We start from the raw sequence: 23172 nt of genomic DNA on the forward strand, positions 1-23172 counted from the left end.
TCAACCTGGGGCGTCCTTTGCGTTGTTAGAGGTTACGAGCACGAACCATTTGTAACTGCGGCCCCTATTGGTGCCACTTGTGTCTTTAATCTTAGTTAAAAGGACCTCAATGCGCTTATTTAGATGAAATCGGGCGTTTTTAAAGGCTATCCGGACTCAGGAGACTTTATTAAAGGCCATGAGGAGGTGACGCTGCAGAAAATTGCGAAATAAGTGCATACAGGTCCGCTTAATGGTCAAAATTACTCGGAAATTGAGGAATAAGGGCGCTGGAGTCCGGCCGTCGGCTTGTCCCAAATAAATTCTAATTTTTTGCATATCCTACACATTGGCGGGCGTGGATTTTACTGACGATATCAGACAAACTTCGGAGCTTCGGCATCCTGATATCGCCATAAAAACTTCCGTTAAACCTGGTCTGGTTTTTTTGAAAGCACGTCGATTGACGTTTTGGTTAACGAGGCTCAAAACAGAGGAATGAGGGATGGCATGTGGGTGAGAAAAACATTTTAGCCTATTTCAAAAGTCCGGAGGAGGCACAGGCTGCGGCGAAGAAGCTGCAGGCTCTGCGGGTGGTCGACATGTCCATTGACGGTTTCAGCAGATATCCGGGTACAGAGCCTGCGGACGGCCTGCCGGCCCTGGCCGGGCATTTCGGCAGTCTTTCCTCGCTGGTGCATGGCGGAGATTTCACGAACAGATCCTCCGGCATCCTGGCGGCAGCCGATCCATCAGCCAGCGGCATGAGCGACGGCGGACAAGGAGGACCGACAGGCAGAAATATCCTGCTGACAGCAGTTGTGGATGAGTCGGTTCACCATCAGGCGCTTTCCATTGTAGAACAGGCCGGCGGCATGATATAGAATACCATTTAAAAAAGAAAGCCATGGAAGGGAGAAAGTGTAATGCCTACGAACAAGCGGTATGATAAAGCGTTTACGAAAACGGAGAAAATGAAGATTATGAGTTCAGCCAAAAATGAGGACGTGGAATTTTCCGCTGAACTGGCTGATCACGATGACGTAGAGGCGCTGCGCCGCAGCGAGGCCGCCGACCGCCGCCAGGAGCGCATTTTGACGGACCCGGCCAAGAACAAGGAGACAAAGCTCTGACATTCCCTTTTGATCCGGCTGTCCACGCATTTCTTTTATTGATTACAAAGGTCGGGAGCAGCGGAGCTGCAGCTGTTCTCGACCTTTTTGCCTGCCCAGGAATCGCTGAAGTTCCTTTTGACCGCGATTATTTCTAAGTTACAGGTATGCGTACGCACACAGCAGCGGAGAGGACGAAGCAATTCCGGAAAAGCGGAGCGATCTCGCCTTTGGCCCGAAGGGTCAACAGCGATTGTAGGAATGCTTCGTTCTCGGAGCGTCTTCGGAACATCTCAGAACGCAAAAAGGAAGCATCAGGTCAAATGGCCCTTGCTGCGATTCCCCTTTTTGAACTCGTACACGCATGTATAGTACAATAAACTCTATGCATGCAGACGAGGAGGAAGAAAGATAGATGTTATGGCATGAGCTTACAATTCATACTACGGAGGAAGCGGTGGAGATGATCTCCAACTTCCTGCACGAAGCCGGGGCGGGCGGTGTATCCATCGAAGAGTCCGGAACCTTGAACAAGGAGCGGGATACATCCTACGGCCAATGGTATGAGCGGCCCTTGAACGACATCCCCGAAGGGAGGGCGGTCATCAAGGGATATTTTAACGAGGAGACGGATCTCAATGAAATCCAGCAGGAGCTTGAGCCCCGGATCGAGCAATTGAAAACGTTCGACATTGACCCAGGAGGGTACAGCTTTGAGCAGCGCACAGTCAACGAGGAAGATTGGGCTGACGCGTGGAAGCAGTATTTCAAGCCGCAGCGCGTATCGGAGCGTCTGACCATCAAGCCGACGTGGGAGGATTACGAGCCGACGAGCGCAGCGGAGCAGATCATTGAGCTTGATCCGGGCATGGCCTTCGGGACGGGAACGCATCCGACCACATCCTTGTGTCTGCGTACGCTGGAATCGGTTATCCAAGGCGGCGAGGAGGTCATTGATGTCGGTACGGGCTCGGGTATCCTGGCGATCGGGGCGATCAAGCTGGGCGCGAAGCATGTGCTTGCACTGGACCTTGATCCGGTGGCGGTATCCAGTGCGCTGGCTAATACGCAGCTGAACGGGCTGGAGCAGCAAATTACAGTAAAGGAAAGTGACCTGCTGTCCGTGCTGGACGGTAATGATCCTTCGCTTGGCGTAAAGCTGCCGGTTAAAGTTGTGGTGGCCAATATTCTGGCCGAAATCATTCTGCTGTTCATCGAGGACGTGTATAAGGCGCTGGAGCCAGGCGGCATTTATATCGCTTCAGGCATCTGGAAGAACAAAGAGCAGGTCGTGGAGGAAGCGCTGACGGCTGCAGGCTTTACCATTCAGGACAAACACCGGGATGAAGACTGGATCGCCTTTGTGGCGAGGAAGGGCTGACGATGGACTTTCTGAACAACTTTTTCCGCTTTAGCCTCGATGAGCTGCCGTTTGTTCTGCTGACGCTGATTATCGCGTTTACCGTGCATGAATTTGCGCACGCCTATTTTGCCAACAAATTTGGCGATCCTACGGCCAAGCTGCTGGGACGGGTGACGCTTAATCCGGCTGTTCACCTGGACGTGCTCGGCACGCTGCTGCTGCTGATCGCGGGCTTCGGCTGGGCGAAGCCGGTGCCGGTCAACCGCGACAATTTCAGCCGCCCCCGCCTGATGGGCGTCATCGTTTCTGCCGCGGGTCCATTAAGCAATCTGCTGCTTGCTTTCCTTTCGACCATCATTTATTTTGCGATTGTGCATTGGGGCATGTCCGGGCTGGACGCCAACCCGCGCGTATTTGATGCGGTTCGCATCTTTTTCAATTATATGATTTCACTGAATGTGCTTTTATTTCTGTTCAATCTTATTCCGCTTCCTCCTCTGGACGGATACCGAATTTTGGAGGATATCGCTCCTGCGCCATTGCGGCGCAAGCTGCAGCAGTTTGAGCAGTGGTCCATTTTTATATTCTTGCTGATCCTGGTGCTGCCGCCGGTGCGGGCGGTGACCATCACACCGCTGTATGGGCTGGTAAATACCATTACACAAGGATTTGCGAGCTTCGCAATGCTGATTTTTTAATAATAGGAGCCGACGGGCTCCTTTTTTGTTGGACTTGATTAGATTTGTGACATGATAAGGTATGGCCTTTCATCTGTAAACGTTGTAAGATATAAATTTGGAGACGATTTTTGAATACGTGTTACAAGAAAGCAAGGCAATTCAGGGAGGAAACAAAGCGATGCAGCGCTATTTTATTCCGCCAGAGCAGTTCCAGGAGGGAATCGTCATCATTACAGGCGAAGACGCCCGCCATATCGGCAAGGTGATGCGCGGACGTCCCGGTGACAAGGTCATCGTCAGCGACGGCCTTGCACGCGAAGCGCTCGCGGAGATTGAACACATAGAACAGGACCGTGTCACTGCGGCGGTCATCGAGATGCTTGAAATGACCTCCGAGCCGCGGGTGAAGGTTACGATTGCCCAAAGTCTGCCCAAGGGCGACAAGATGGAAACGGTGATCCAGAAATGTACGGAGATCGGGGCGTATGCCTTTGTTCCTTTCCTGTCTGCGCGCACCGTGGTGCAGTATGATGCCAAAAAGGAAGGCAAAAGGCTCGACCGCTGGCGCAAAATCGCCAAGGAGGCCGCCGAGCAAAGCCACCGCAACCGCATTCCCGACATCGCTGCTCCCCTTTCCTGGAAAGAGCTGCTTGCCTCTTTTGCGGGGTATGACCTGGTATGCTATTGTTATGAAAAAGAACACGGCTGCCAGCTGCGCGACGTGATCGCTCCTTTTATGGAACAGAACAGGCAGCAGGGGGAACCACCCCGGATTCTGCTTGTTGTCGGACCGGAGGGAGGCTTTACCGAAGAGGAGAGCCTGGCCGCCGAGAATGCGGGAGCCCGTTCCACCGGTCTGGGACGGCGTATTTTGCGCGCCGAGACGGCGGGCATGGCCGCGTTGGCATGTATACTATATGAATCAGGAGAAATGGGAGGGAATTGACATGCCGTCCGTGGCATTTTATACGCTTGGCTGCAAAGTCAACTTTTATGATACAGAAGCGATCTGGCAGCTATTCAAAAAAGAGGGCTACGAGCAGGTCGACTTTGAAGAGCAGACTGCCGATGTTTACTTGATCAATACCTGCACCGTAACGAATACAGGAGACAAGAAGAGCCGCCAAATTATCCGGCGTGCCATTCGCCGCAACCCGGATGCGGTCATCGCCGTAACAGGCTGTTATGCACAGACTTCCCCTGCGGAGATCATGGACATCCCCGGTGTGGATCTGGTTATCGGCACGCAGGACCGTGATAAAATTTTGCCATATGTAAAACAAATTCAGGAGTCTCGCCAGCCGATCAACGCCGTGCGCAACATTATGAAAACACGCGTGTTCGAAGAGATGGACGTTCCCGATTTTGCGGACCGTACCCGTGCTTTCCTGAAAATTCAGGACGGCTGCAACAACTTCTGCACATTCTGCATTATTCCATGGTCGCGCGGGCTGTCCCGCAGCCGTGACCCGCAGAGCATTATCAAGCAGGCGCGTCAGCTCGTGCAGGCGGGCTACAAGGAAATCGTGCTGACAGGCATCCATACCGGCGGATACGGCGACGACATGGAGAATTACGACCTGTCCGATCTGCTATGGGATCTTGAAAAGGTGGACGGGCTGGAGCGCATCCGCATCAGCTCCATCGAAGCGAGTCAGATTGACGAGAAAATGCTGGATGTGCTGAACCGCTCCGGCAAGCTTGTGCGTCATTTCCATATCCCGCTGCAGGCCGGGGACGATACCGTGCTGAAACGGATGCGCCGCAAATATACAACCGAAGAGTTTTATAACAAAATGCTGATGATCCGCAAGGCGATGCCGGATGTAGCGATTACGACGGACGTCATCGTCGGCTTCCCGGGCGAAACAGACGAAATGTTCCGCAACGGCTATGAGCTCATGAAGAAAATCGGCTTCTCGGAAATGCACGTCTTCCCGTACTCCAAACGCAGCGGCACACCGGCCGCCCGAATGGAGGACCAGGTAGACGAGGAAGTGAAGAACGCGCGCGTGCACGAGCTGATTGACCTTTCCGAGCAGATGCAGCTTGCCTATGCACAGAAGTTCGTTGGTCAGGTGCTTGAAGTGATTCCGGAGGGAGAGCCTAAGGGCTCCGCAGGAAAAGGACTGCTGCACGGCTACAGCGACAACTATATCCAGATGGTGTTCGAAGGCTCGAAGGATATGATCGGCAAGGTTGTCCGCGTCAAAATGACTGAAGCGGGCGTTAACGAAAGCAGGGGCCAGCTTGTCCGTGTCATGGATACGGGGCTGCCGACTGCGCTGTAAGAACAGGTCATCAGGCAATGTGAGCTTTACAGAAGAGACCTCAAGGATTTCGTCTTTCCATCTTCGGGAGGATGAAATCCTTGTTGTACAAAGAAAGGGGAAGCAGAGATGGCCGCCAGAAAAGAGATATCTGCAGGAGGCGTCGTATACCGCCGCCGTGAGGACGGAGAGCTTGAAATCCAGCTGATTACAGACCGGTACGGTAAAATATCGCTCGCCAAAGGCAAGATGGAGCCGGGCGAGACGGTGGAACAGACCGCGCTGCGTGAAATTTTGGAGGAAACCGGAATTACGGGCCGCATTACGGATAAAGTCGATATCATTGCTTATACTTACCAGCATGCGGAGTACGGCGAAGTGGATAAAGAGGTCCATTATTATTTGGTTGAAGCCGTAGACGGAACGCTGAAGGCCCAAGAAGAAGAAATCAAGGGTGTTGAGTGGTACGAGCCCCAGGCGGCATGGCGCAGACAGAGAGAGGGCGGCTACGACAACAATGACGCCATTCTGCGCAGGGGGCTTGCCCTGCTCAACATCAGCGTGCAGTAGGCGGCACAGTTGGCAGGGAGCCCATCCGCTCCCAGAACGGCAAATAACATAAAGGCAGAACGGCAAGGGAACAGATCACATTGAACAGGGTTTGAGCATGGGCGATCTGGGCTCCCGCGCCGGAGGACATCCAGGCGGCCGCTTGTGCCAGCCTGTCGATAAAAGGCATGAACAGGAGCGCGCCGGCAATGTTGAGTCCGGTGTGCGACCAGGCTACAAAGTGACCCGCACGGCTGCCGCCAATGGCGGCGATCAGGGCGGTGACACAGGTGCCGACATTGGAGCCGATCACGATCCCGATGCCGACCTCCACCGGGAGCGCACCTGCCGCCGCCAGACTGATGGCGGTGCCGATGACGGCAGCGCTGCTGTGAATGATGGCTGTCAGGCAGGCACCGGCGGTGAAGGCCCACCACATGCTGTCTTCGGAGCGTTCAAGGAACCAGCGGAACATACCGGCGTCAGTGACCCAGGGGCCGATGGCCTGCATGACCCGGATGCCGCCGAGCAGCAGAGCGAAACCGGCGCAGGCAAGGCTGGCATATTGAAAGGCAAGCAGCCGGCGCGGTGGACCGGCGCGGAAAGAGGCTTGGCGCTCCACGATGATTACGGACACTGCCCAGGCCAGCAGCGACGTGACAAGCAGGGGCATGGCCCATCGCCCAAGCTGCAGGCCGAGCAGCTCGGTCGTAACAACGGTGCCGATATTCGTGCCTAGAATAATGCCGAGCGTGCGCCCGTAGGTGAGCAGCCCGGCGTTGACAAGCCCGATGGTTAGCACGGTGACGGCCGTGCTGCTTTGCAGCAGGGCGGTAAGGCCGGAGCTGAAGAGAAGCCCTTTCAAGGGGGAAGCTGTGGCGCTGTTCAGCCATTTGGACAGCAGCGGACCGCCCAGCTGCCTGAGCGCGGCTTCCATCAGCTTCATGCCCCCAAGGAAAACGAGCAGACCGCCTGACAGAGGAAGTATCACATGAAAGAACACGGAGGAATCTCCTTTCCGATCCAATTCGCTGTTTTGGTTGAAAAAACGGCTATACCACGTATATGCGGCAGTGCGGACAACCATGACAGGTTAAATGAGCGAACATACCGGAAAGCGGCACAGACGCCGTTTTTTGCAAACAGAGGAGTGTAATGCAGTGGCATCAGTTATATTGGAGCGCAGCCGCAGGAAAAGGCTGGAACAGGGGCATCCCTGGATTTTTAAAAACGAAATTGCAGCCGTGGAAGGCGAGCCGTCTCCTGGAGAAGTGGTGGCCGTTCTGAATCACCAAGGCCGCTTCCTGGCGTCCGGTTATTATAATCCCGCTTCACAAATTACCGTACGGGTGGTGTCCTATCAGCCCCTGGAGCGGATGGACAGAGCTTTTTTTGCAGACCGGTTCCGCGAATGCCTGAAGCACCGTCATCGCTTTATTCCTGAGGGGGATGCCTACAGGCTGGTGTACGGGGAGGCGGATTTTCTGCCAGGCCTGATCGTGGACCGGTTTAAGGATGTGCTGGTGGTGCAGCTGCTTACGCTTGGCATGGATCAATGTCGGGAGGAAATCACCGCGGCTCTGGTCGAGGTGTTCGGGCCTGCCGGGATTTATGAACGCAGCGATGTGTCCATCCGCGAGCTTGAAGGGTTAGAGCAGCGCAAAGGACCGCTTTACGGTGAATGCCCGCGTCATGTCACCGTTACGGAGAACGGACTTCTCATCAAAGTGGATATTGTGGAAGGGCAGAAGACAGGTTACTTCTTCGACCAGCGCGAGAACCGGGCTTCCATCGCTCCGCTCATGAAGGGATGGGGGGCAAGAAGCGGTATAACGCTGCAGACGGTCGAAGTCGACGGACAGCAGGTGCAAAGACCTGTCAATAAAAGCGGCAAAATCGTGGAATTCCCCTTTTGGGATGGAGCAACCGTGCTGGAATGCTTCTCCCATACGGGAAGCTTCACCCTGAATGCCTGTAAATACGGGGCCAAGAAGGTTACCTGCCTTGATATTTCGGAGCATGCGATCGAGAGTGCGCGGGAAAACGTACGTCTGAACGGCTTTGAGGACCGGGTCGAATTTGTGGTCGAAGACGCGTTCAAATACTTGCGGGAGCATGTCAAGGGAGCGGAGGAGCGGACGCAGCGCGCGGAGGCCGGACAGAAGAAAGTCGACACCTCCAAGCCGCTGGCGGCCGGGGGAGGCCGGACCTTTGACGTTGTAATCCTGGACCCGCCGGCATTTGCGAAAACGAAAAGCGCCGTCAAGGGCGCGTGCAGAGGGTATAAGGACATTAACCTGCACGGCATGAAGCTCGTCAACGAAGGCGGTTATCTGGTCACGGCAAGCTGCTCCTACCATATGCGTCCGGACCTTTTTCTGGATACGATTCAGGAAGCGGCGGCGGATGCGGGCAAGATTCTGCGCCTTGTAGAATGGCGGGCCGCAGGCAAAGACCATCCGCAAATTCTGGGAGTGGACGAGGGCCATTACCTGAAATTTGCCATCTTCGAGGTACGGAGCCGTGCCAGGATGTAAGGATACAACAAGGTAATAAAAGGAAAAAAATCGCAATCACCCTTTGAAAGGCAGGCTGCTGCCTGCTTGCTCAAGGGGTTTTTGCTTTGCTTTTTCATCCAAACATACGTTCTTTTGGCAGCTGTTGTGGTATACTTATAGTTATTTAAAACGAACTGCCGCATGCTGTTTTATGTCAAGCATTACATCACCAAGCAGCATGCTGAAATAGAGTTGGAGGGAGACTGCCGATGTCACTCCGTTTTTTGATCGGCCGCTCGGGCAGCGGCAAAACGACGCGGATTCGCGAAGAAATCATTGGGAAGCTGAAGGAGCAGCCGCAGGGCAAGCCGCTTATTCTGCTTGTTCCGGAACAGGCAACCTTCCATACAGAGCACGCTCTGCTGTCATCGCGTGAAATCAAGGGAAGCGTGCGCGCCCAGGTGTTGGGTTTCCGCCGTCTCGCATACAGAGTCATGCAGGAGACAGGAGGCGCGGCGCGGACCCCCGTGACGGAAGAAGGCAAGAAAATGCTGCTTTATAAAATTGTGCGCCGCAGAAAGGACGAGCTGCAGGTGTTCCGCGATTCAGGCGACCAGCTCGGGTTTGTCGACCGTTTGAACGCCTTGTTCACCGAATTTAAAAGGTACGGTGAGAATCCTGCCTCCCTGCCTGAGCAGTTGGAACGGATACAGGGCGGACCGGGTTCGCCGATTCTGAACAGCAAAATTCAGGATATTTTGACCTTGTACAGGGATTTCGAGCAGGAGCTGGCCCCCATGTATCTGGATGGCGAGGATACGATGATGCGACTGGCCGCCCAGCTTCCGCACTCTGCCTGGCTGGATGGCGCCGACGTTTGGCTGGACGGGTACCGCGGATTTACGCCGCAGGAATATAAAGTGATCGAACAGCTGCTGCTGTCTTCCGCTTCCTTGACAGTGTCCCTGACGCTGGACCGGGCATATGAGCCTGAACGTCTGCCGCATGAGCTGGATCTCTTTCATTCAACGGCCTCGGTGTATGTGAAGCTGCAGGGCATGGCCCGGGAGCGGAGCATAGACGTCCGTGTTGAAGCGCTGCAGCCCGAGGTTTTGCCGCGTTTCGCTGCAAGTCCGGGGCTTGCCCATCTGGAAGCCGAATTTGACCGGCGCAGAGTTTGGGCATTCCCTGAGCCCCCGGCCGGCATCGAGCTGTATGCCGCAGCAGACCGCCGCGCCGAGCTGGAAGGAGCAATTCGTGAAATGAGGCGGCTGGCGCGTGATGAAGGGGTGCGCTACCGCGACATGGCCCTGTTCGTCCGCAATCCTGCCGATTATGAGCATCTGCTGGAGCCTCTGTTCGCAAAATATGAGGTTCCCCTCTTTATTGACCAGAAGCGGGATATTCTGCATCATCCCCTGGTTGAATTTGTGCGTGCTTCGCTGGATATTGTGCGCAGGCGCTGGCGTTATGAGGATGTGTTCCGGGCGGTGAAGACCGACCTGCTGCTTCCTCCGGACGGGAGTGTGACCCGCGACTGCATGGACGAGCTGGAGAATTATGTACTGGCCTGTGGCATTCAGGGCAGCCGCTGGACGGACGGCAGACCTTGGCAGGCCGTGCCAAACCTGTCGCTGGAGATGGAGGAAACCGAGCGTATTAAGGCCCGTGACGAAACGCTGGAGCGGATGGAGCGGTGCCGGGCAGCTGTAGTTGTGCCGCTGCATGCTTTTGAGAAAAGGATGTCCAGGGCCAAAACCGCCAGAGAGCAATGCGAGGCGGTATACCGCCTGTTGGAGGACGCCGGCATAGGCAGCAAGCTGGATCTGATGATTGGTTATGCGCAGGAGCGGGGAGAACCTGAGCGTGCGCGGGAGCACAGTCAGATCTGGGATGCCGTGCTGGAGCTGCTGGATCAGATCCATGAGATGGTGGGCGAAGAGAAGCTGCCGTTCGAGCTGTTTGCAGGCATGCTGGAAACGGGGCTGGCGGAATACCGGCTGGCCCTCATTCCCCCAGCGCTGGATCAGGTGCTGGTCGGAAGCCCTGACCGTACCCGGGTCAGCGGCATTCAGTATGCTTTTTTGCTGGGTGTAAACGAAGGTGTCATGCCAGCCGTGCCACAGGAAGAAGGCGTGCTCAGCGAGGAGGAGCGCAGCAGGCTGTCCGAGCAGGGAGTCGCGCTTGCTCCGGATGTGACACGCAGACTGCTGGATGAGCGTTTTCTCGCGTATACGGCGATGACCTCGGCGGGACGCAAGCTGTGGGTCAGCTATCCGGTCGCCGATGAAGAGGGCAGAACGCTGCTGCCGTCGGAATACATCAGGCATTTGCGCATGATGTTCAAGGGGCTGAAGGAAAAGCCCCTGCTCAGCCAGCCCTTGCCGGGAACGGATTGGACAGACCAGTCTGAATATGCGCTGCATGCGCCCGAAGCGCTGTCCCAGCTTATCGTGCAGCTGCGGCAGTGGCTGCGCGGCGCGGACATTGCCGAGCCGTGGTGGGAGGTCTACAACTGGTATGCGGATAACAGCGGAGAGAATCGGGTGAAGCTGGAAACCCTGCTGACCTCCCTGTTCTATGAAAACCGGGCTCAGCCGCTGCGGCAGGAGACGAGCCGGGTACTGTACGGCAAGCGGCTGCGGACGAGCGTATCGCGGATGGAGCGTTTTGTGGCCTGTCCGTTTTCGCATTTTGCGTCTCATGGATTGAAGCTGAAGGAGCGTCAAGTCTATAAGCTGAAGGCGCCGGACATCGGGCAGCTGTTTCACGCAGCTCTGGGAAGCATGGCGGCTCGCTTGAAGGAAAACAACCGCAGCTGGGGCAGCCTCAGTGCGGAGGAATGTCGGCGGGAAGCGGAGACGACCGTTGACCGGTTGGCACCGCGCCTGCAGGGCCAAATTTTGCTGAGCTCGAAGCGTTACGGTTATATTTTCCGCAAGCTGAAGGATATCGTCGGCCGGGCCTCCCTCATTCTGGGCGAACATGCCCGCAGGGGAAGCTTTGAACCACTCGGTCTTGAGCTGGATTTCGGTCCGGGCAAGGAGCTGCCGCCGCTGACGTTTGAGCTGGAGAACGGCGTGGTGATGGAAGTGATCGGGCGAATTGACCGGGTCGATGTGGCGGAAGGAGAAGAGGGCCTGCTGTTGCGGGTCATTGACTATAAATCGAGCCATAAGGATTTGAAGCTGCACGAGGTGTATTACGGTCTTGCCCTGCAGATGCTGACTTATCTGGATGTGCTGCTGGAAGGAGCGGAGCAATGGCTGGGAGAGCCTGCTTATCCGGCCGGCACCCTGTATTTCCATGTGCATAATCCGCTGCTGCAATCCGCCAACGGCATGAGCGCCGGGCAGGCAGAGCAGGAGCTGCTGAAACGTTTCAAGATGAAGGGCCTGCTGCTGGCCGATCGTGACGTCATCGCCAAAATGGATGCGGAACTGGACAAAGGCCATTCGGCTATTTTGCCCGTTGCGGTCAAGGCGGATGGCGGTTTTTACAGCAGTGCGGCGGTGGCGAGTCCGGAGCAGTGGAAATCGCTGCTCTCCACCGTGCGCAGCAATATCCGAAATATCGGGACACGGATGACGGAAGGCGAGGTTGATATCGTTCCTTATCGCATCCTGCAGGAGACGGCCTGCGATTTTTGCTCCTACAGACCCGTATGCCAGTTCGACGACAGTCTGGAAGGGAGCAGGTATAAGCATTTGGCGAAGCCTGGAAAAGAACAGCTGTGGGACATGCTGGATAAAAATGAAGGAGGGAGGATGGAGTGATGCACATACCAAAACCGGAAGGCAGCTTCTGGAGCGACGAGCAGTGGCAGGCCATTGTGCAGTCCGGAGACGATATGCTGGTGGCAGCGGCGGCAGGCTCAGGCAAAACGGCAGTGCTGGTCGAACGAATTATCCGTAAAATCGCTGATCCGGAGCTGGGCTTCAGTGTAGACCGGCTGCTGGTGGCGACCTTTACGAAGGCTGCCGCTTCCGAAATGCGCCACAGAATCCGCGAGGCGCTGGAACGCGCGCTGGAGGACAATCCCGGAAGCGACCATTTGCGGCGTCAGCTGTCGCTGCTCGGCAGGGCGTCCATCACGACGCTTCACTCCTTCTGTATGGAGGTGATCCGGCGCCACTACCAGGCGATTCCGCTCGACCCCGGCTTCCGGATCATGAATGAGCATGAAACGGAGCTGATGCGGCAGGAGCTGCTGGAGGAGCTGTTCGAGGAGAAGTATGGCGAACACCCTGACGGCAGCGTCTTCCGTTTGATGGTGGACTGGTTCAGCGGAGAGCGGACCGATGACGCGGTATACGGGCTGGTGCAGCGTCTGTATGATTTCGCGCAGAGCCATCCCTGGCCGGAGCATTGGCTGCGGAAGACGGCTGCTGCTTTCCGTGTAAACAGCGTTGCCGAACTGGGGGCGACTTCCTGGGCCGCCAGCATCACCGCCGATGCGCGGCTTGAGCTGCGCGGCGTACACAGTCTGCTGGAGCAGGCACATGCCCTGGCCATGCTGCCGGGAGGCCCCGCGCCTTATGCCCAGACACTTGTGGACGAAATGCAAATGGTGGAAGGGCTTCAGTATTCGCTTGAGCATGAGCCCTGGGAACGGCTGTATGACACGTTTCAAACGGCAGCCTTCGGCAAGCTGAAGCCTGTCAAAAAGGATCAGACCGATGCAGAGCTGCAGGAGCGGGTCAAGTCGCTGCGGGAGCGGGCCAAGAAAGCTCTGACCGACCTGAAATCGTCCCTTTTCGGACGTCCGCCTGAGCAGTTTCTGACCGAGCTGAACGAGGCTGCTCCGCTGATGGAGGAGCTTGCGGAAACTGTTATTGCGTTCGGGGAGAGATTCCGCAGGGAAAAGCAAGGCAAGGGTCTTGTCGATTTCGGGGATCTGGAGCATTATTGTCTGCACATCTTGCGGCATCCGGATTCAACGCCGGGGCAGTTGCTTCCTTCGGATGCGGCGCTGGAGTATCAGGCGCGTTTTGACGAAGTGCTGCTGGACGAATATCAGGATACGAATACGGTGCAGGAGGACATCGTGCGCCTGCTGTCACGCTCGCAGCCCGGGAATCGTTTTATGGTCGGCGACGTCAAGCAGAGCATTTACCGTTTCAGATTGGCCGAGCCCGGCTTGTTCCTGGACAAGTACCGCCGTTTTGGCGAACTGGAAGAGCCTGGATTGCTGATTGATCTGGCGCGCAATTTCCGCAGCCGCCGCGAGGTGGTGGAGGCGGTCAATCTGCTGTTCCGCCAGATTATGAGCGCAGATGTGGCCGAGATTGATTACGATGCGCGGGCCGAGCTGGTGCACGGAGCGGATTTTCCGGAGGCTTCTGGAGAGAGCACGAATCCTTATCAGCCTGAGCTGATTCTGATTGATAAAGGAGCAGCGGGTCCCTCTGCTCAGACAGATGAAATCGAGGAGGGGACAGCCGCCCCGGAAGAAGAGCTGGCCGAGCTGGAAACGGCACAGCTGGAAGCGCGGCTGATCGCGGGCCGCATCCGGGAAATCGTCGGGGATACCGGACCTGCGCTGCAGGTATATGACAAGGGGCTCAAAACGATGCGGCCTGCCGGCTACGGCGATATTGTCATTTTGCTGCGTTCGGCGGCGGTATGGGCTCCGCTGCTGGTGGAGGAGCTGCGGCTGGCCGGCATTCCGGCGGCCGGGGAGCAGACGAAGGGTTTCTTCAAGGCAACCGAGGTCGAGGTGATGCTGTCCCTGCTGCACGTGATAGATAATCCGCGGCAGGACATCCCGCTGGCATCCGTGCTTCGTTCGCCCATTGTCGGCTTGACGGAGGACGAGCTGGCGCGGATCAGGGTGAAGCGCCCGGACGGCTCTTTTTATGACGCGGTTATGGCAGCTGCGGGCCGGAATGCCAAAGCGATTGTGGCGGCCACGGCGGAAGCGGCGGCCGCCGCAGAAGGCAGGCATGGCGCAGCGGAGAGCCATGAAGCGGCTGAATCCATGCAGAAGGCGGCGCAGGAGCAGGGAATCGACCCTGCTGAAACGAGAATGGTCGTGCTTTTGCAGCGTTTTCTGGACCAGCTTGAGGCTTGGAGACATGAGGCGGTTCAGGGCAGTCTCAGCGGCCTGATCTGGCGGGTGTATGAGGACACCGGTTATCTGGAGTGGAACGGGGGATTGCCCGGAGGCGTGCAGCGCCAGAACAATCTGAAGGCATTGTATGAACGTGCTCTTCAATACGAGCAGACGACAGCAAACCGGGGGCTGTTCCGTTTCCTGACGTTCATCTCCAGGCTGCGCGAAAACGGCCGGGATTTGGGGCCATCCGGTGTTACTGCGGAGCCTGAACAAGCTGTACGCATCATGACCATTCACAAAAGCAAGGGGCTGGAGTTTCCGGTTGTCTTCATCGCCGGAGCGGCTAAAATGTTCAACAGGCAGGACCTGAATATGCCGTTCCTTATGCATAAAGAGCTCGGCTTTGGTCCCAGATTCGTCGACAGCGGCAACAGGGTCAGTTATCCGACCTTGCCGAATCTGGCCATCCGCAGACGCTCGCAGCTTGAATTGCTCGCGGAGGAAATGCGCGTACTGTACGTTGCCTTAACGCGTCCGCGCGAGAAGATGATCATCACGGCAACCGTACGCAATGCCGCTGCGCAGGCGGCTTCCTGGGCCGGCATCAAGGACCGCCTGGAGGAGGTGCTGCCTGATTATCTGCTTGCTGCGGGCAGGAGCTATCTCGATTGGATCGGCCCGGCGCTGCTGCGCCATCCATCGGCTGCCGTTCTGCGCGAGGCTGCGGGTCTGCAGGAGGAGGAATATGAGCCTCTGAAGGCGAGTGAGGGAGAATGGATCATATCCTTGCACTCCAGGGATGCGGCGGCTGCAGGAGCGTTGGCGGGGCCCGTTCAGGAGGCAGAACTTATGCCGGACAGAAGCCGGCGCATGGAAGCGCTCAGACAGGCGGAGCCTGTACAGACTGAGGCGGCGGATCAGGCTGTCGAGTTGGCAAAGGACCTGTCCTGGACCTATCCGCATGCGATTGCGGGCCGGACGGCTGCCAATACGTCGGCAACGGAGCTGAAGCGGACTGTCGCTGGTGAGGAGCATCCTGCGGCGGAGTGGACGAATGTTCTAAGCGCGGTAAGCGGAGAACCGTCTGTACCGCAGCCTGCATTCGAAAGACTGCGGCTGCGCCGTCCGAAATTCATGGAAAACAAAGGGCTGAGTCCCACTGAGCGGGGGACGGTGTATCATACGCTGATGCTTCATCTTCCCCTTCATGGCAGCGTCGATGCCGATATCATTGAGCAAACGAAAGAACACTTGGTCCAGTCCGAAATCATAGCCCCGCAACATGCCGACATGATTGATACAGGCGAGATTGAGCGTTTCTTTGCCACCGGGCTCGGTCAACGGCTGCTCCGCTCCGCTTCCGTACAGAGGGAACTGCCTTTCAGCTACGGCTTGCCGGCTTCACAGCTGGCAAGCCGGAAGGCGCTGGACATTCACCGGCCGGGGATCTCCCTGGACAATGACACGAATCCGGCCGGACTGGAGGGAGATACGGTGCTGGTCAAGGGGATTGTCGATTGTCTCTTTGAGGATGAGCAGGGTCTCGTGCTGCTGGATTATAAAACAGACCGGATTTCGGAGTACCGGAATACGGTGGCTCTTGCCGAAATGTACCGTTTTCAGCTTGAATTGTATGCACGGGTGATGGAGGATATTCTTGGCCGGAAGATCGGGGAAAAATGGCTTTATTTCTTTGATTCGGGAGAATGCGTCCAGGTGTAAAGCTCACAAAACTTTAAGGAGGAAGAGAGATGAGGATTCTTCATACGGGCGACTGGCATCTGGGCAGAACGCTTGAAGGCCGCAGCAGGCTGAAGGAACAGGAAGCCTTTCTCGAGGAACTCGTGCGCATGGCTGAGGATCAGCAGGCGGATCTAGTCCTGATGGCAGGCGACGTCTATGATACGGTCAATCCGCCCGCAGCGGCGGAGCAGCTGTTTTATGAGGCTGCCGCGCGGCTGGCTGAAGGGGGGAGGCAGTTCGTTGCGATTGCAGGCAACCATGACCAGCCGGAACGGGTGTCGTCCGTGACTCCTCTCGTCCGCCAGCAAGGCATCAGACTGCTGGGGCTGCCCAGCCCGGATGCGGTGCGTATCACCGCGCCCAGAACAGGGGAGACGGCGGTTATCGCTGCGCTTCCCTATCCTTCGGAGGCGCGCCTGAACGAGCTGCTCAGCGAGGACGGGGACGAAGGTGTGCTCCGCGAGGCGTACAGCCGGCGGGTAGCCAGGCTGATGACACAGCTGGCTGCTTCCTTTCGTCCGGATACGGTCAATCTGGCGATGAGCCATATCTATGTGCTGGGGGGGCTGGAAACCGACTCCGAACGGCCCATTCAGGTAGGCGGAGCGTATACGGTCGATCCTTCGGCACTGGCCGTCGGGGCGCAGTATACCGCCCTGGGACATTTGCACCGGCCACAGTATGTGAAAGGGGAAGGAATCCTGCGCTACAGCGGTTCGCCGCTTGCCTACAGCTTCTCCGAGGCGGGACAAGCCAAGTCCGTGACGCTGATTGAAGCTGCTCCCGGTCAGCCTGTGCGCATTGAGGAGCTGCATCTCAGCAGCGGACGCCCGCTGGTGCGCTGGCGTGCCAGAGGAGGGCTGGAGGAAGTATATCGTTGGCTGGACGACGGGCTGGATGCGGATGCGTTCATCGATCTGGAAATAACGCTGACCGAGGCCATGTCAATTGGAGAAATCCAGCGGCTGCGCAAAAGCCGTGACGGGATTGTACATATCAGGCCGGTGTACCCGGAAATGGCCGCCGCCGAGCTGGAGCAGCAGCGCTCCGAGATCCCGCTGCACGAGCTGTTTCGCTCCTTTTACCAGCGCCAGACCGGAGGGGCCGAGCCGGATGACGGGCTTGTGCAGCTTTTCCTGGAGCTTGTCGAGGAAGACGGGGAGAACGACGGAACGGAGGAGCATGTGTCATGAAACCGATATTGCTGAAGGTGGCGGGGCTGCAAAGCTACAGGGAGCAGCAGGAAATCCGCTTCGAGGAGCTGACGGAAACGGGGTTGTTCGGCATTTTCGGGCCGACCGGGAGCGGGAAATCGACGCTGCTGGATGCCATTACGCTGGCGCTATACGGCAAGGTGGAGCGTGCCGCTGGCGGTACGCAGGGCATTATGAATCATGCGGAGGACACGCTGTCCGTCGCGTTTACATTTGAGCTGATGTCGGCAAAGGGGCCACAACGGTACCGGGTGGAACGCAGATTCAAGCGGACCTCGGGCGTGTCGGTCAGCAATTCGCTCAGCCGTTTTGTGGTGATCACCGATGAGGGCGAGCAGGTGATGGCGGACAAGCTGGCAGAGGTGACGCGCTGCGTTGAGGACGTCATCGGCCTGAAAATGGATGATTTCACGAGGGCTGTAGTGCTGCCCCAGGGCAAATTCGCCGAATTCCTGTCCCTTAAGGGAAGTGAGCGGCGACAAATGCTGCAGCGGCTGTTTCACCTGGAAAAGTATGGTGACCAGCTGGCGCAGAAGCTGAGCCGCAGAGTCAAGGACACGGATGTGGCCTTAAAATCGCTGGCGGCGGAGCAGCAGGGGCTGGGCAACGCCAGTGAAGATGCCCTGAAGGAGGCGGAGCTTCGGCTGCGGCTGGCAGTGGAGCATGCGCAGTCCTCACGCGTTCAGTTTGAGGCGGTATCGCGTGAGGCGGAAGCCATGTCGAAGATCCGCGACCTCGAAATGGAGCGGCAGCGCAGGACGGAGGAGCTGCGGGAGCTGGCCGTCCGCGAGCGTGAAATGGCTGCGCTTGAGAAGAAGCTGAAGCAGTCTGCCGCAGCCTGGGCGCTGCAGCCTGCGCTGGAGGACTGGAAGCAGGCTTCCGCGGAAGCGGTGGCACGCGAGTCCTCTGCCGCCGCCGCGTCTGCGCTGGCCCGTGAGGCTGAAGAGAAGACGGAGCAGGCTGTGCAGGCGGACGAGCAGGCAGGCCGGGAGCTGGCCGCTGAGGAGCCGCGCCTGCTGCTGCGGATCGACCAGCTTGAGCAGGCGCTGGAGCTGCAGAAGGAGACGGACGCGCTGCGGACGGGCCGCGATCAGCTTGCCGCCCTGCTTGCCGAGGCCGAGACGGAGCGTAAACGCCATGAGCAGGAGCTGCAGAAGGAGCGGGAGCTGCACAGCCGCGGGCTGAACCGGCAGAAGGAGCTGCAGGAGCAGCTCAAGCAGTCCGAGGTGAAGGCCGAGGAGCGGCGTCTGCTGCAGGAAGCAATGCAGCGGCTGCAGCAGCTGAAGACGGCAGAGGAGCAGCTGCGGGAAGCCGAAGGGGAGGCTGCGGCCCAGGAGCTGCGCATGCGCGGCGCGGCGGAGGAGCAGGCGCGAACGGAATCGGAATTCCGGCAGGCGGAAGCTGCTCGTGCCGGTGTGTATCAGGCGGCGATGCAGCAGGCCGGCGAGCTGGTGCGGCTGGAAGCGGACTGCGCCCGCGAGCTGATGGCGCTTGCTGCGGCGGAGGAGACGCTGCGCAGCGACATCCGGGCCGGCGAGCTGCGCCGGCTGGCGCAGGATCTGGCGGCAGAGCTGCATGACGGCGAGCCCTGCCCGGTCTGCGGCTCGCTGCATCACCCTGCGCCGGCACAAGCGGCCGCGGGCAGCGGCGACCATACCGCCGCCGACGGCCTGCAGCGGCTGCGCGCCGGCCTGCAGGAGCTGCGGCTGGAGCTGCGCCAGCAGCTGCATGAGCGGCGCAGCCTCGTGGCGCAGCTGCAGCCTGCCGGCGGCGAAGCCGCCCTGCCGCAGGCCGAGAGCGCCGCGGGCGCGGAGGCGGCCGTGCAGGAGCCGCAGGCCGCTGCGCACGCGGCGCATGGCCTCGCGGCCTGGGAGGCCCGCTGCGGCGCGCTCGAACGCGCGGCGGCGAAGCTGGCCGCGGCCGCCGGGCCGCTGCGCGAGCAGGCCTCCGCCCTGCGGGAGGCGGAGGCCGGGCTGCAGCAGCGGCGCATCCGGGCGGCGGCGGAGCACGAGGCCGCCGCCGCATCGCTTGCGCAGGCGCAGCGCAAGCGCAAGAGCGCCGCTGCGCGCACGCAGGAGCTGCGCAGCGGCTGGCAGCGCGAGCTGCCCGGCGTGGAGCCGGACAGCGCGGAGGAGCGGTATCGCGCCATGCAGGAGCGCGATATGCGCGCCGACGAGATCCGGTCGAAGCTGGAGATAAGCGTGACCTTCCTGGAAGAGAAGGCCCGCAGCGTGCAGCTCAGCGAACTAGCTGTCGTCGAAGCGGACAAGCTTATCATTGCACGCCGGGCCGAGCTGGAGGGCAAGGACGCGCTGCTGCGCGAGAAGGCGGAGCGGCTGCACGCCTGGATCGGCGATGGCAGCGCCCAGCAGCAGCTGGATGAAGCGAGAAGCAGGCTTGCGCAGTTGAAATCGCAGGCGGACACCTGCAGCCGGCTGCGCAAGGAAGCCGAGGAGCACAAGCATGAAACCGCCAAGGCCTCCGTTATGGCCCGCCAGGCTGCGGATTCCGCGGCGGAGCGCAAGGTTGCGGCCGAAGCGCGCTGGCTTTCCCAGCTTGACGCCTCGCCGTTTGGCAATGAAGCTGAAGTGCTGGAGAGCAGCATCCCGCCGGAGCAGGCGGCCCTGCTGGAAGCGGAGGTTAACGGCCACCGCGAACGGGAGAAGGAGGTTGCGTCCCATTTGCGCCACCTGGAGGAGCGGCTTGCCGGGACAAGCTGGTCCTCTGAGGAGTGGAATGCCTGCCTGATCAGGCTGCGGGAGAGCCGAGAACAGGATGAAGAGGCGCTCAGGAACAAGGCCAAGGCGGAGCGCGATATGGAGGATTTGCAGCAGCGTCATGTCCGCTGGATGGAGCTTGAGCAGCGGCGCGGTCATCTGCAGCGTGAAGCGGAGAAGCTGTCCAAGCTGCAGTCCTGTCTGCGGGGCAATGCCTTTGTCGAGTATGTCGCTGAGGAGCAGCTTATTCAGGTCAGCCAGGCGGCTTCGCGCAGGCTGCGCTTCCTGACGAAGCAGCGCTATGCCCTCGAAGTGGATTCCGGCGGCGGCTTTGTCATCAGCGACGATGCTAACGGAGGCATCAAGCGGCCGGTATCCACCCTGTCCGGGGGCGAGACCTTCCTTACCTCCCTGTCGCTGGCCTTGGCCCTGTCCGCGCAGATTCAGCTGCGAGGACAATATCCACTCCAGTTCTTTTTCCTGGATGAAGGCTTCGGCACGCTGGACCCCGAGCTGCTGGATACGGTGATCACCTCCCTGGAGAAGCTTCATCATGATCAGCTGTCGGTCGGTGTCATCAGCCACGTGCCGGAGCTGCGGGCCAGATTGCCGCGCAAGCTGGTCGTGCTGCCTGCCGAGCAGGCGGGGGGCGGCTCGCGGGTCGTGCTCGAAACGCTGTAACCGGAAAATGGAAGCAGCAGGGGCAGGTGATTTGTATCACAGATACAGTTTCATCACGCTGTTATAATACAGCCAAGCCGACATATTATTGACAGTCATCCCTGCTGTGGCAGCGGGGCCGGGAGTCGTGCCCGGCGCCGCTGCCACGCGCGGAGCTCGGATTGAGCGACGCGGGGATGGCCTTTTTGTTTTCCATGAGACTTGTGGGCATAGTGGCAAAACGCCCAGATCTGAATAGGATATTGCAAAGTGGGATGTGAACTTTCCTGCAAGTCTAAGGAGGTACGGAAGATGGAAAATATTGCTCCAGTGGAAAAGAAAGAGGTAAAGGAAACGAAGGAGATCTGTATGAAGCATATGCACCGTTATGTGTGCGTATGGACAAAGGACGGTTCGATGTATGACGGCATTGTGGAGCATGTGGACGATGAAAATATTTATATGGCTGTTCCGATCGGCGAAGCGAACGCAAATATGCCGCACCACGCCAATGTGCAGTATCAAGCGAATATGCCGCATACCGCCAATGCGCAATACCATGCAAATATGCCGCATACTGCGAATGTGCAGTATCAGGCAAATATGCCCCATCCAACCTATGTTCAGCCGGAAGCCAATCTGCCTTATCCTGACTGCGGTTGCGGAGGAACGCGAGCCTTTGGTTATCCTTTCTTTGGCTACCCCGGGGCGTTTCCAGGCTTCGGATACGGCTATGGCTTCGGTTACCCTTTTTATGGCAGACGCCGTTTCAACAGGCTCATCCTGCCTCTTGCCGCGCTGACAGCCATCGGTTTGCTTCCTTATTATTGAGCATCTACCTTATCAGCAGCCCGCACCCCGGAACGGGGCGGGCCTGCTGTTATTTTATCCTCTTTTTCGGTATGATAAAGTACATAATGGTTAATTCAAGAAGGGGGATACATAATGGACTGTCTGTTTTGCAAAATTGTAGAAGGCTCAATCCCGTCGAAAAAGGTGCTGGAGACGGAGGATATGCTCGTATTTCATGATATTCAGCCCGCGGCGCCTGTGCATGTGCTGATTATTCCGAAGAAGCATATCGCGTCCATGAACGAAGTGACAGAGGAGGACCTCCCGCTGATCGCCGAAATCCATCGTATTGCACAAAAGGCGGCCCAGCAGCTTGGCGTGTCCGATTCGGGCTACCGGCTCATCAATAACTGCGGTCCGGACAGCGGCCAGGCGGTTCACCACCTGCATTACCATCTGCTTGGCGGAGCCAAGCTGGGCGCTTTGACGGGTATTTCCGATTCTCACGCGGCAGGCTGAAGTCCTTTTCTTCCTATAGGTTGACACCCGCTTTAGCTTTCACCTATAATGAAAGTTGATGAACCGTGTTATTGCTCTTGGACGGTCTGGTCGGAGGGAGGGAAAACTGGTGTCTGAAACTAAAGTTCGCAAAAACGAGACAATTGATGCTGCACTTCGTCGCTTTAAGCGTTCCATCGCTAAGGATGGCGTATTGGCTGAGGTGAAAAAACGCAAGCATTATGAAAAGCCAAGCGTAAAGCGCAAGAAAAAGTCCGAGGCTGCTCGTAAGAGAAAGTTCTAGGAGGATCTGAGCTATCATGAATTTGAGCGAACGATTGAACGAAGATATGAAGCAGGCGATGAAGAGTAAGGACAAGTTCAAGCTCTCCACCATTCGAATGGTTCGTTCTACGATAAAAAACCTTGAAATAGAATTGAAACGGGATTTGGATGACACCGAATTGCTTGATATTCTGAGTCGTGAGATCAAACAACGCAAGGATGCCCTCCAGGAATTTGAAAAAGCAGGCCGCGATGAACTTGCGGAAAGCAACAGAGCGGAAATCGAGATTCTCAGTCAGTACCTTCCCGCACAGCTTACCGAAGAAGAAATTAAAGTTATTGTACAGCAGACCATCCAGGAAACCGGTGCTTCTTCGAAAGCCGATATGGGAAAAGTGATGGCGGCCTTGATGCCCAAGGTAAAGGGCCGTGCGGACGGAAAACTCGTGAACCAAACGGTTCAGCAATTTCTGCAATAAACAAAAAGAGCAGACACTCCCTGTCTAACAGGGAGTGTTTTTTCTTTTTTTAGGATTATAGAGTTATAACTCAACCTTTGCAGAGCACAAATCCCTTGAAACCTTTGTAGCTGCTGGGTTCTGAGGAATTCGAATCCCCTCCTTGCAAGTTTGCCAATTTCATGCTGAAAGTTAAGGCTTGACAGTCCAGCTGCTCGTCGATCCTGGCAAGGCGTGTGAACTCGCTGTCCGCGAGCTTTGCACCATTATCCCATTGGATCAGGTGAAGAAAACCG

Annotated in this window: 17 protein-coding genes; 16 read left to right on the forward strand and 1 reads right to left on the reverse strand. The window is 57.7% G+C overall.

Annotation, left to right across the window (positions count from 1 at the left end; genetic code table 11):
* The first annotated feature begins 491 nt into the window (after positions 1 to 491).
* The 7 genes from ACE5KN_RS20375 to ACE5KN_RS20405 all read left to right on the forward strand — a co-directional run bounded on the left by ACE5KN_RS20375 (position 492) and on the right by ACE5KN_RS20405 (position 5974).
* Positions 492 to 863 carry a hypothetical protein gene (locus ACE5KN_RS20375; RefSeq protein WP_375526840.1) on the forward strand — a complete coding sequence of 124 codons (372 nt, stop codon included), beginning with the start codon at positions 492 to 494 and terminating at the stop codon, positions 861 to 863.
* Between the two features lie 42 nt (positions 864 to 905).
* Complete coding sequence (locus ACE5KN_RS20380) at positions 906 to 1112, forward strand: YfhD family protein (RefSeq protein WP_375526841.1); 207 nt, start codon at positions 906 to 908, stop codon at positions 1110 to 1112.
* Positions 1113 to 1506: 394 nt separating this feature from the next.
* Positions 1507 to 2472: a 50S ribosomal protein L11 methyltransferase gene (gene prmA / locus ACE5KN_RS20385; protein ID WP_375526842.1), complete on the forward strand. Its 966-nt coding sequence runs from the start codon at positions 1507 to 1509 to the stop codon at positions 2470 to 2472.
* Between the two features lie 2 nt (positions 2473 to 2474).
* On the forward strand, positions 2475 to 3152 hold the full coding sequence (locus ACE5KN_RS20390) for a site-2 protease family protein (RefSeq protein ID WP_355321135.1): 678 nt from the start codon (positions 2475 to 2477) through the stop codon (positions 3150 to 3152).
* 160 nt (positions 3153 to 3312) lie between these two features.
* The gene (locus ACE5KN_RS20395) at positions 3313 to 4080 is read left to right on the forward strand and encodes a 16S rRNA (uracil(1498)-N(3))-methyltransferase (RefSeq protein WP_375526843.1); all 768 of its coding nucleotides are present in this window, start codon (positions 3313 to 3315) and stop codon (positions 4078 to 4080) included.
* A gap of 1 nt (position 4081) precedes the next feature.
* The gene (gene mtaB, locus ACE5KN_RS20400) at positions 4082 to 5425 is read left to right on the forward strand and encodes a tRNA (N(6)-L-threonylcarbamoyladenosine(37)-C(2))-methylthiotransferase MtaB (RefSeq protein ID WP_375526899.1); all 1344 of its coding nucleotides are present in this window, start codon (positions 4082 to 4084) and stop codon (positions 5423 to 5425) included.
* A 108-nt stretch (positions 5426 to 5533) separates the two neighbouring features.
* On the forward strand, positions 5534 to 5974 hold the full coding sequence (locus ACE5KN_RS20405) for an NUDIX hydrolase (protein ID WP_375526844.1): 441 nt from the start codon (positions 5534 to 5536) through the stop codon (positions 5972 to 5974).
* On the opposite strand, the gene ACE5KN_RS20410 is transcribed toward ACE5KN_RS20405, so the two are convergent.
* Positions 5961 to 6956, reverse strand: a complete 996-nt coding sequence (locus ACE5KN_RS20410; RefSeq protein ID WP_375526845.1) for a Na/Pi cotransporter family protein — start codon at positions 6954 to 6956, stop codon at positions 5961 to 5963. The genes ACE5KN_RS20405 and ACE5KN_RS20410 overlap by 14 nt on opposite strands.
* A gap of 157 nt (positions 6957 to 7113) precedes the next feature.
* Here ACE5KN_RS20410 and ACE5KN_RS20415 point away from each other — a divergent pair, with 157 nt between their 5' ends.
* From ACE5KN_RS20415 to ACE5KN_RS20455, 9 genes are all read left to right on the forward strand, one after another.
* A complete protein-coding gene (locus ACE5KN_RS20415) occupies positions 7114 to 8490 on the forward strand; it encodes a class I SAM-dependent rRNA methyltransferase (RefSeq protein ID WP_375526846.1) in 1377 nt (458 codons plus the stop codon).
* Between the two features lie 230 nt (positions 8491 to 8720).
* Complete coding sequence (gene addB, locus ACE5KN_RS20420; protein WP_375526847.1) at positions 8721 to 12227, forward strand: helicase-exonuclease AddAB subunit AddB; 3507 nt, start codon at positions 8721 to 8723, stop codon at positions 12225 to 12227.
* Positions 12227 to 16231, forward strand: coding sequence for a helicase-exonuclease AddAB subunit AddA (addA, locus tag ACE5KN_RS20425; protein WP_375526848.1), 4005 nt, complete (start codon positions 12227 to 12229; stop codon positions 16229 to 16231). The genes addB and addA overlap by 1 nt, the downstream gene beginning before the upstream one ends.
* Before the next feature lie 29 nt (positions 16232 to 16260).
* A complete protein-coding gene (locus tag ACE5KN_RS20430; RefSeq protein ID WP_375526849.1) occupies positions 16261 to 17445 on the forward strand; it encodes an exonuclease SbcCD subunit D in 1185 nt (394 codons plus the stop codon).
* On the forward strand, positions 17442 to 20864 hold the full coding sequence (locus ACE5KN_RS20435) for an AAA family ATPase (protein ID WP_375526850.1): 3423 nt from the start codon (positions 17442 to 17444) through the stop codon (positions 20862 to 20864). Before ACE5KN_RS20430 ends, ACE5KN_RS20435 begins: the two co-directional genes overlap by 4 nt.
* A 291-nt stretch (positions 20865 to 21155) precedes the next feature.
* The gene (locus ACE5KN_RS20440) at positions 21156 to 21674 is read left to right on the forward strand and encodes a hypothetical protein (protein WP_375526851.1); all 519 of its coding nucleotides are present in this window, start codon (positions 21156 to 21158) and stop codon (positions 21672 to 21674) included.
* A 114-nt stretch (positions 21675 to 21788) separates the two neighbouring features.
* A complete protein-coding gene (locus ACE5KN_RS20445) occupies positions 21789 to 22154 on the forward strand; it encodes a histidine triad nucleotide-binding protein (protein ID WP_375526852.1) in 366 nt (121 codons plus the stop codon).
* Between the two features lie 109 nt (positions 22155 to 22263).
* Positions 22264 to 22437, forward strand: coding sequence for a 30S ribosomal protein S21 (rpsU, locus tag ACE5KN_RS20450; RefSeq protein WP_005547957.1), 174 nt, complete (start codon positions 22264 to 22266; stop codon positions 22435 to 22437).
* A gap of 16 nt (positions 22438 to 22453) precedes the next feature.
* The gene (locus ACE5KN_RS20455) at positions 22454 to 22897 is read left to right on the forward strand and encodes a GatB/YqeY domain-containing protein (protein WP_375526853.1); all 444 of its coding nucleotides are present in this window, start codon (positions 22454 to 22456) and stop codon (positions 22895 to 22897) included.
* The last annotated feature ends 275 nt before the right edge of the window (positions 22898 to 23172 follow it).

The organism is Paenibacillus terreus (assembly GCF_042138595.1).
Taxonomy (GTDB): domain Bacteria; phylum Bacillota; class Bacilli; order Paenibacillales; family Paenibacillaceae; genus Paenibacillus; species Paenibacillus terreus.

Bases quoted from the DNA above. Each gene is read 5' to 3' on its own strand.
- ACE5KN_RS20445 (WP_375526852.1), top strand. From the start codon at position 21,789: ATGGACTGTCTGTTTTGCAAAATTGTAGAAGGCTCAATCCCGTCGAAA.
- ACE5KN_RS20395 (WP_375526843.1), top strand. From the start codon at position 3,313: ATGCAGCGCTATTTTATTCCGCCAGAGCAGTTCCAGGAGGGAATCGTC.
- ACE5KN_RS20430 (WP_375526849.1), top strand. From the start codon at position 16,261: ATGAGGATTCTTCATACGGGCGACTGGCATCTGGGCAGAACGCTTGAA.
- ACE5KN_RS20440 (WP_375526851.1), top strand. From the start codon at position 21,156: ATGGAAAATATTGCTCCAGTGGAAAAGAAAGAGGTAAAGGAAACGAAG.
- ACE5KN_RS20405 (WP_375526844.1), top strand. From the start codon at position 5,534: ATGGCCGCCAGAAAAGAGATATCTGCAGGAGGCGTCGTATACCGCCGC.
- addA (WP_375526848.1), top strand. From the start codon at position 12,227: ATGCACATACCAAAACCGGAAGGCAGCTTCTGGAGCGACGAGCAGTGG.
- addB (WP_375526847.1), top strand. From the start codon at position 8,721: ATGTCACTCCGTTTTTTGATCGGCCGCTCGGGCAGCGGCAAAACGACG.
- prmA (WP_375526842.1), top strand. From the start codon at position 1,507: ATGTTATGGCATGAGCTTACAATTCATACTACGGAGGAAGCGGTGGAG.
- mtaB (WP_375526899.1), top strand. From the start codon at position 4,082: ATGCCGTCCGTGGCATTTTATACGCTTGGCTGCAAAGTCAACTTTTAT.
- ACE5KN_RS20390 (WP_355321135.1), top strand. From the start codon at position 2,475: ATGGACTTTCTGAACAACTTTTTCCGCTTTAGCCTCGATGAGCTGCCG.
- ACE5KN_RS20380 (WP_375526841.1), top strand. From the start codon at position 906: ATGCCTACGAACAAGCGGTATGATAAAGCGTTTACGAAAACGGAGAAA.
- ACE5KN_RS20455 (WP_375526853.1), top strand. From the start codon at position 22,454: ATGAATTTGAGCGAACGATTGAACGAAGATATGAAGCAGGCGATGAAG.
- ACE5KN_RS20435 (WP_375526850.1), top strand. From the start codon at position 17,442: ATGAAACCGATATTGCTGAAGGTGGCGGGGCTGCAAAGCTACAGGGAG.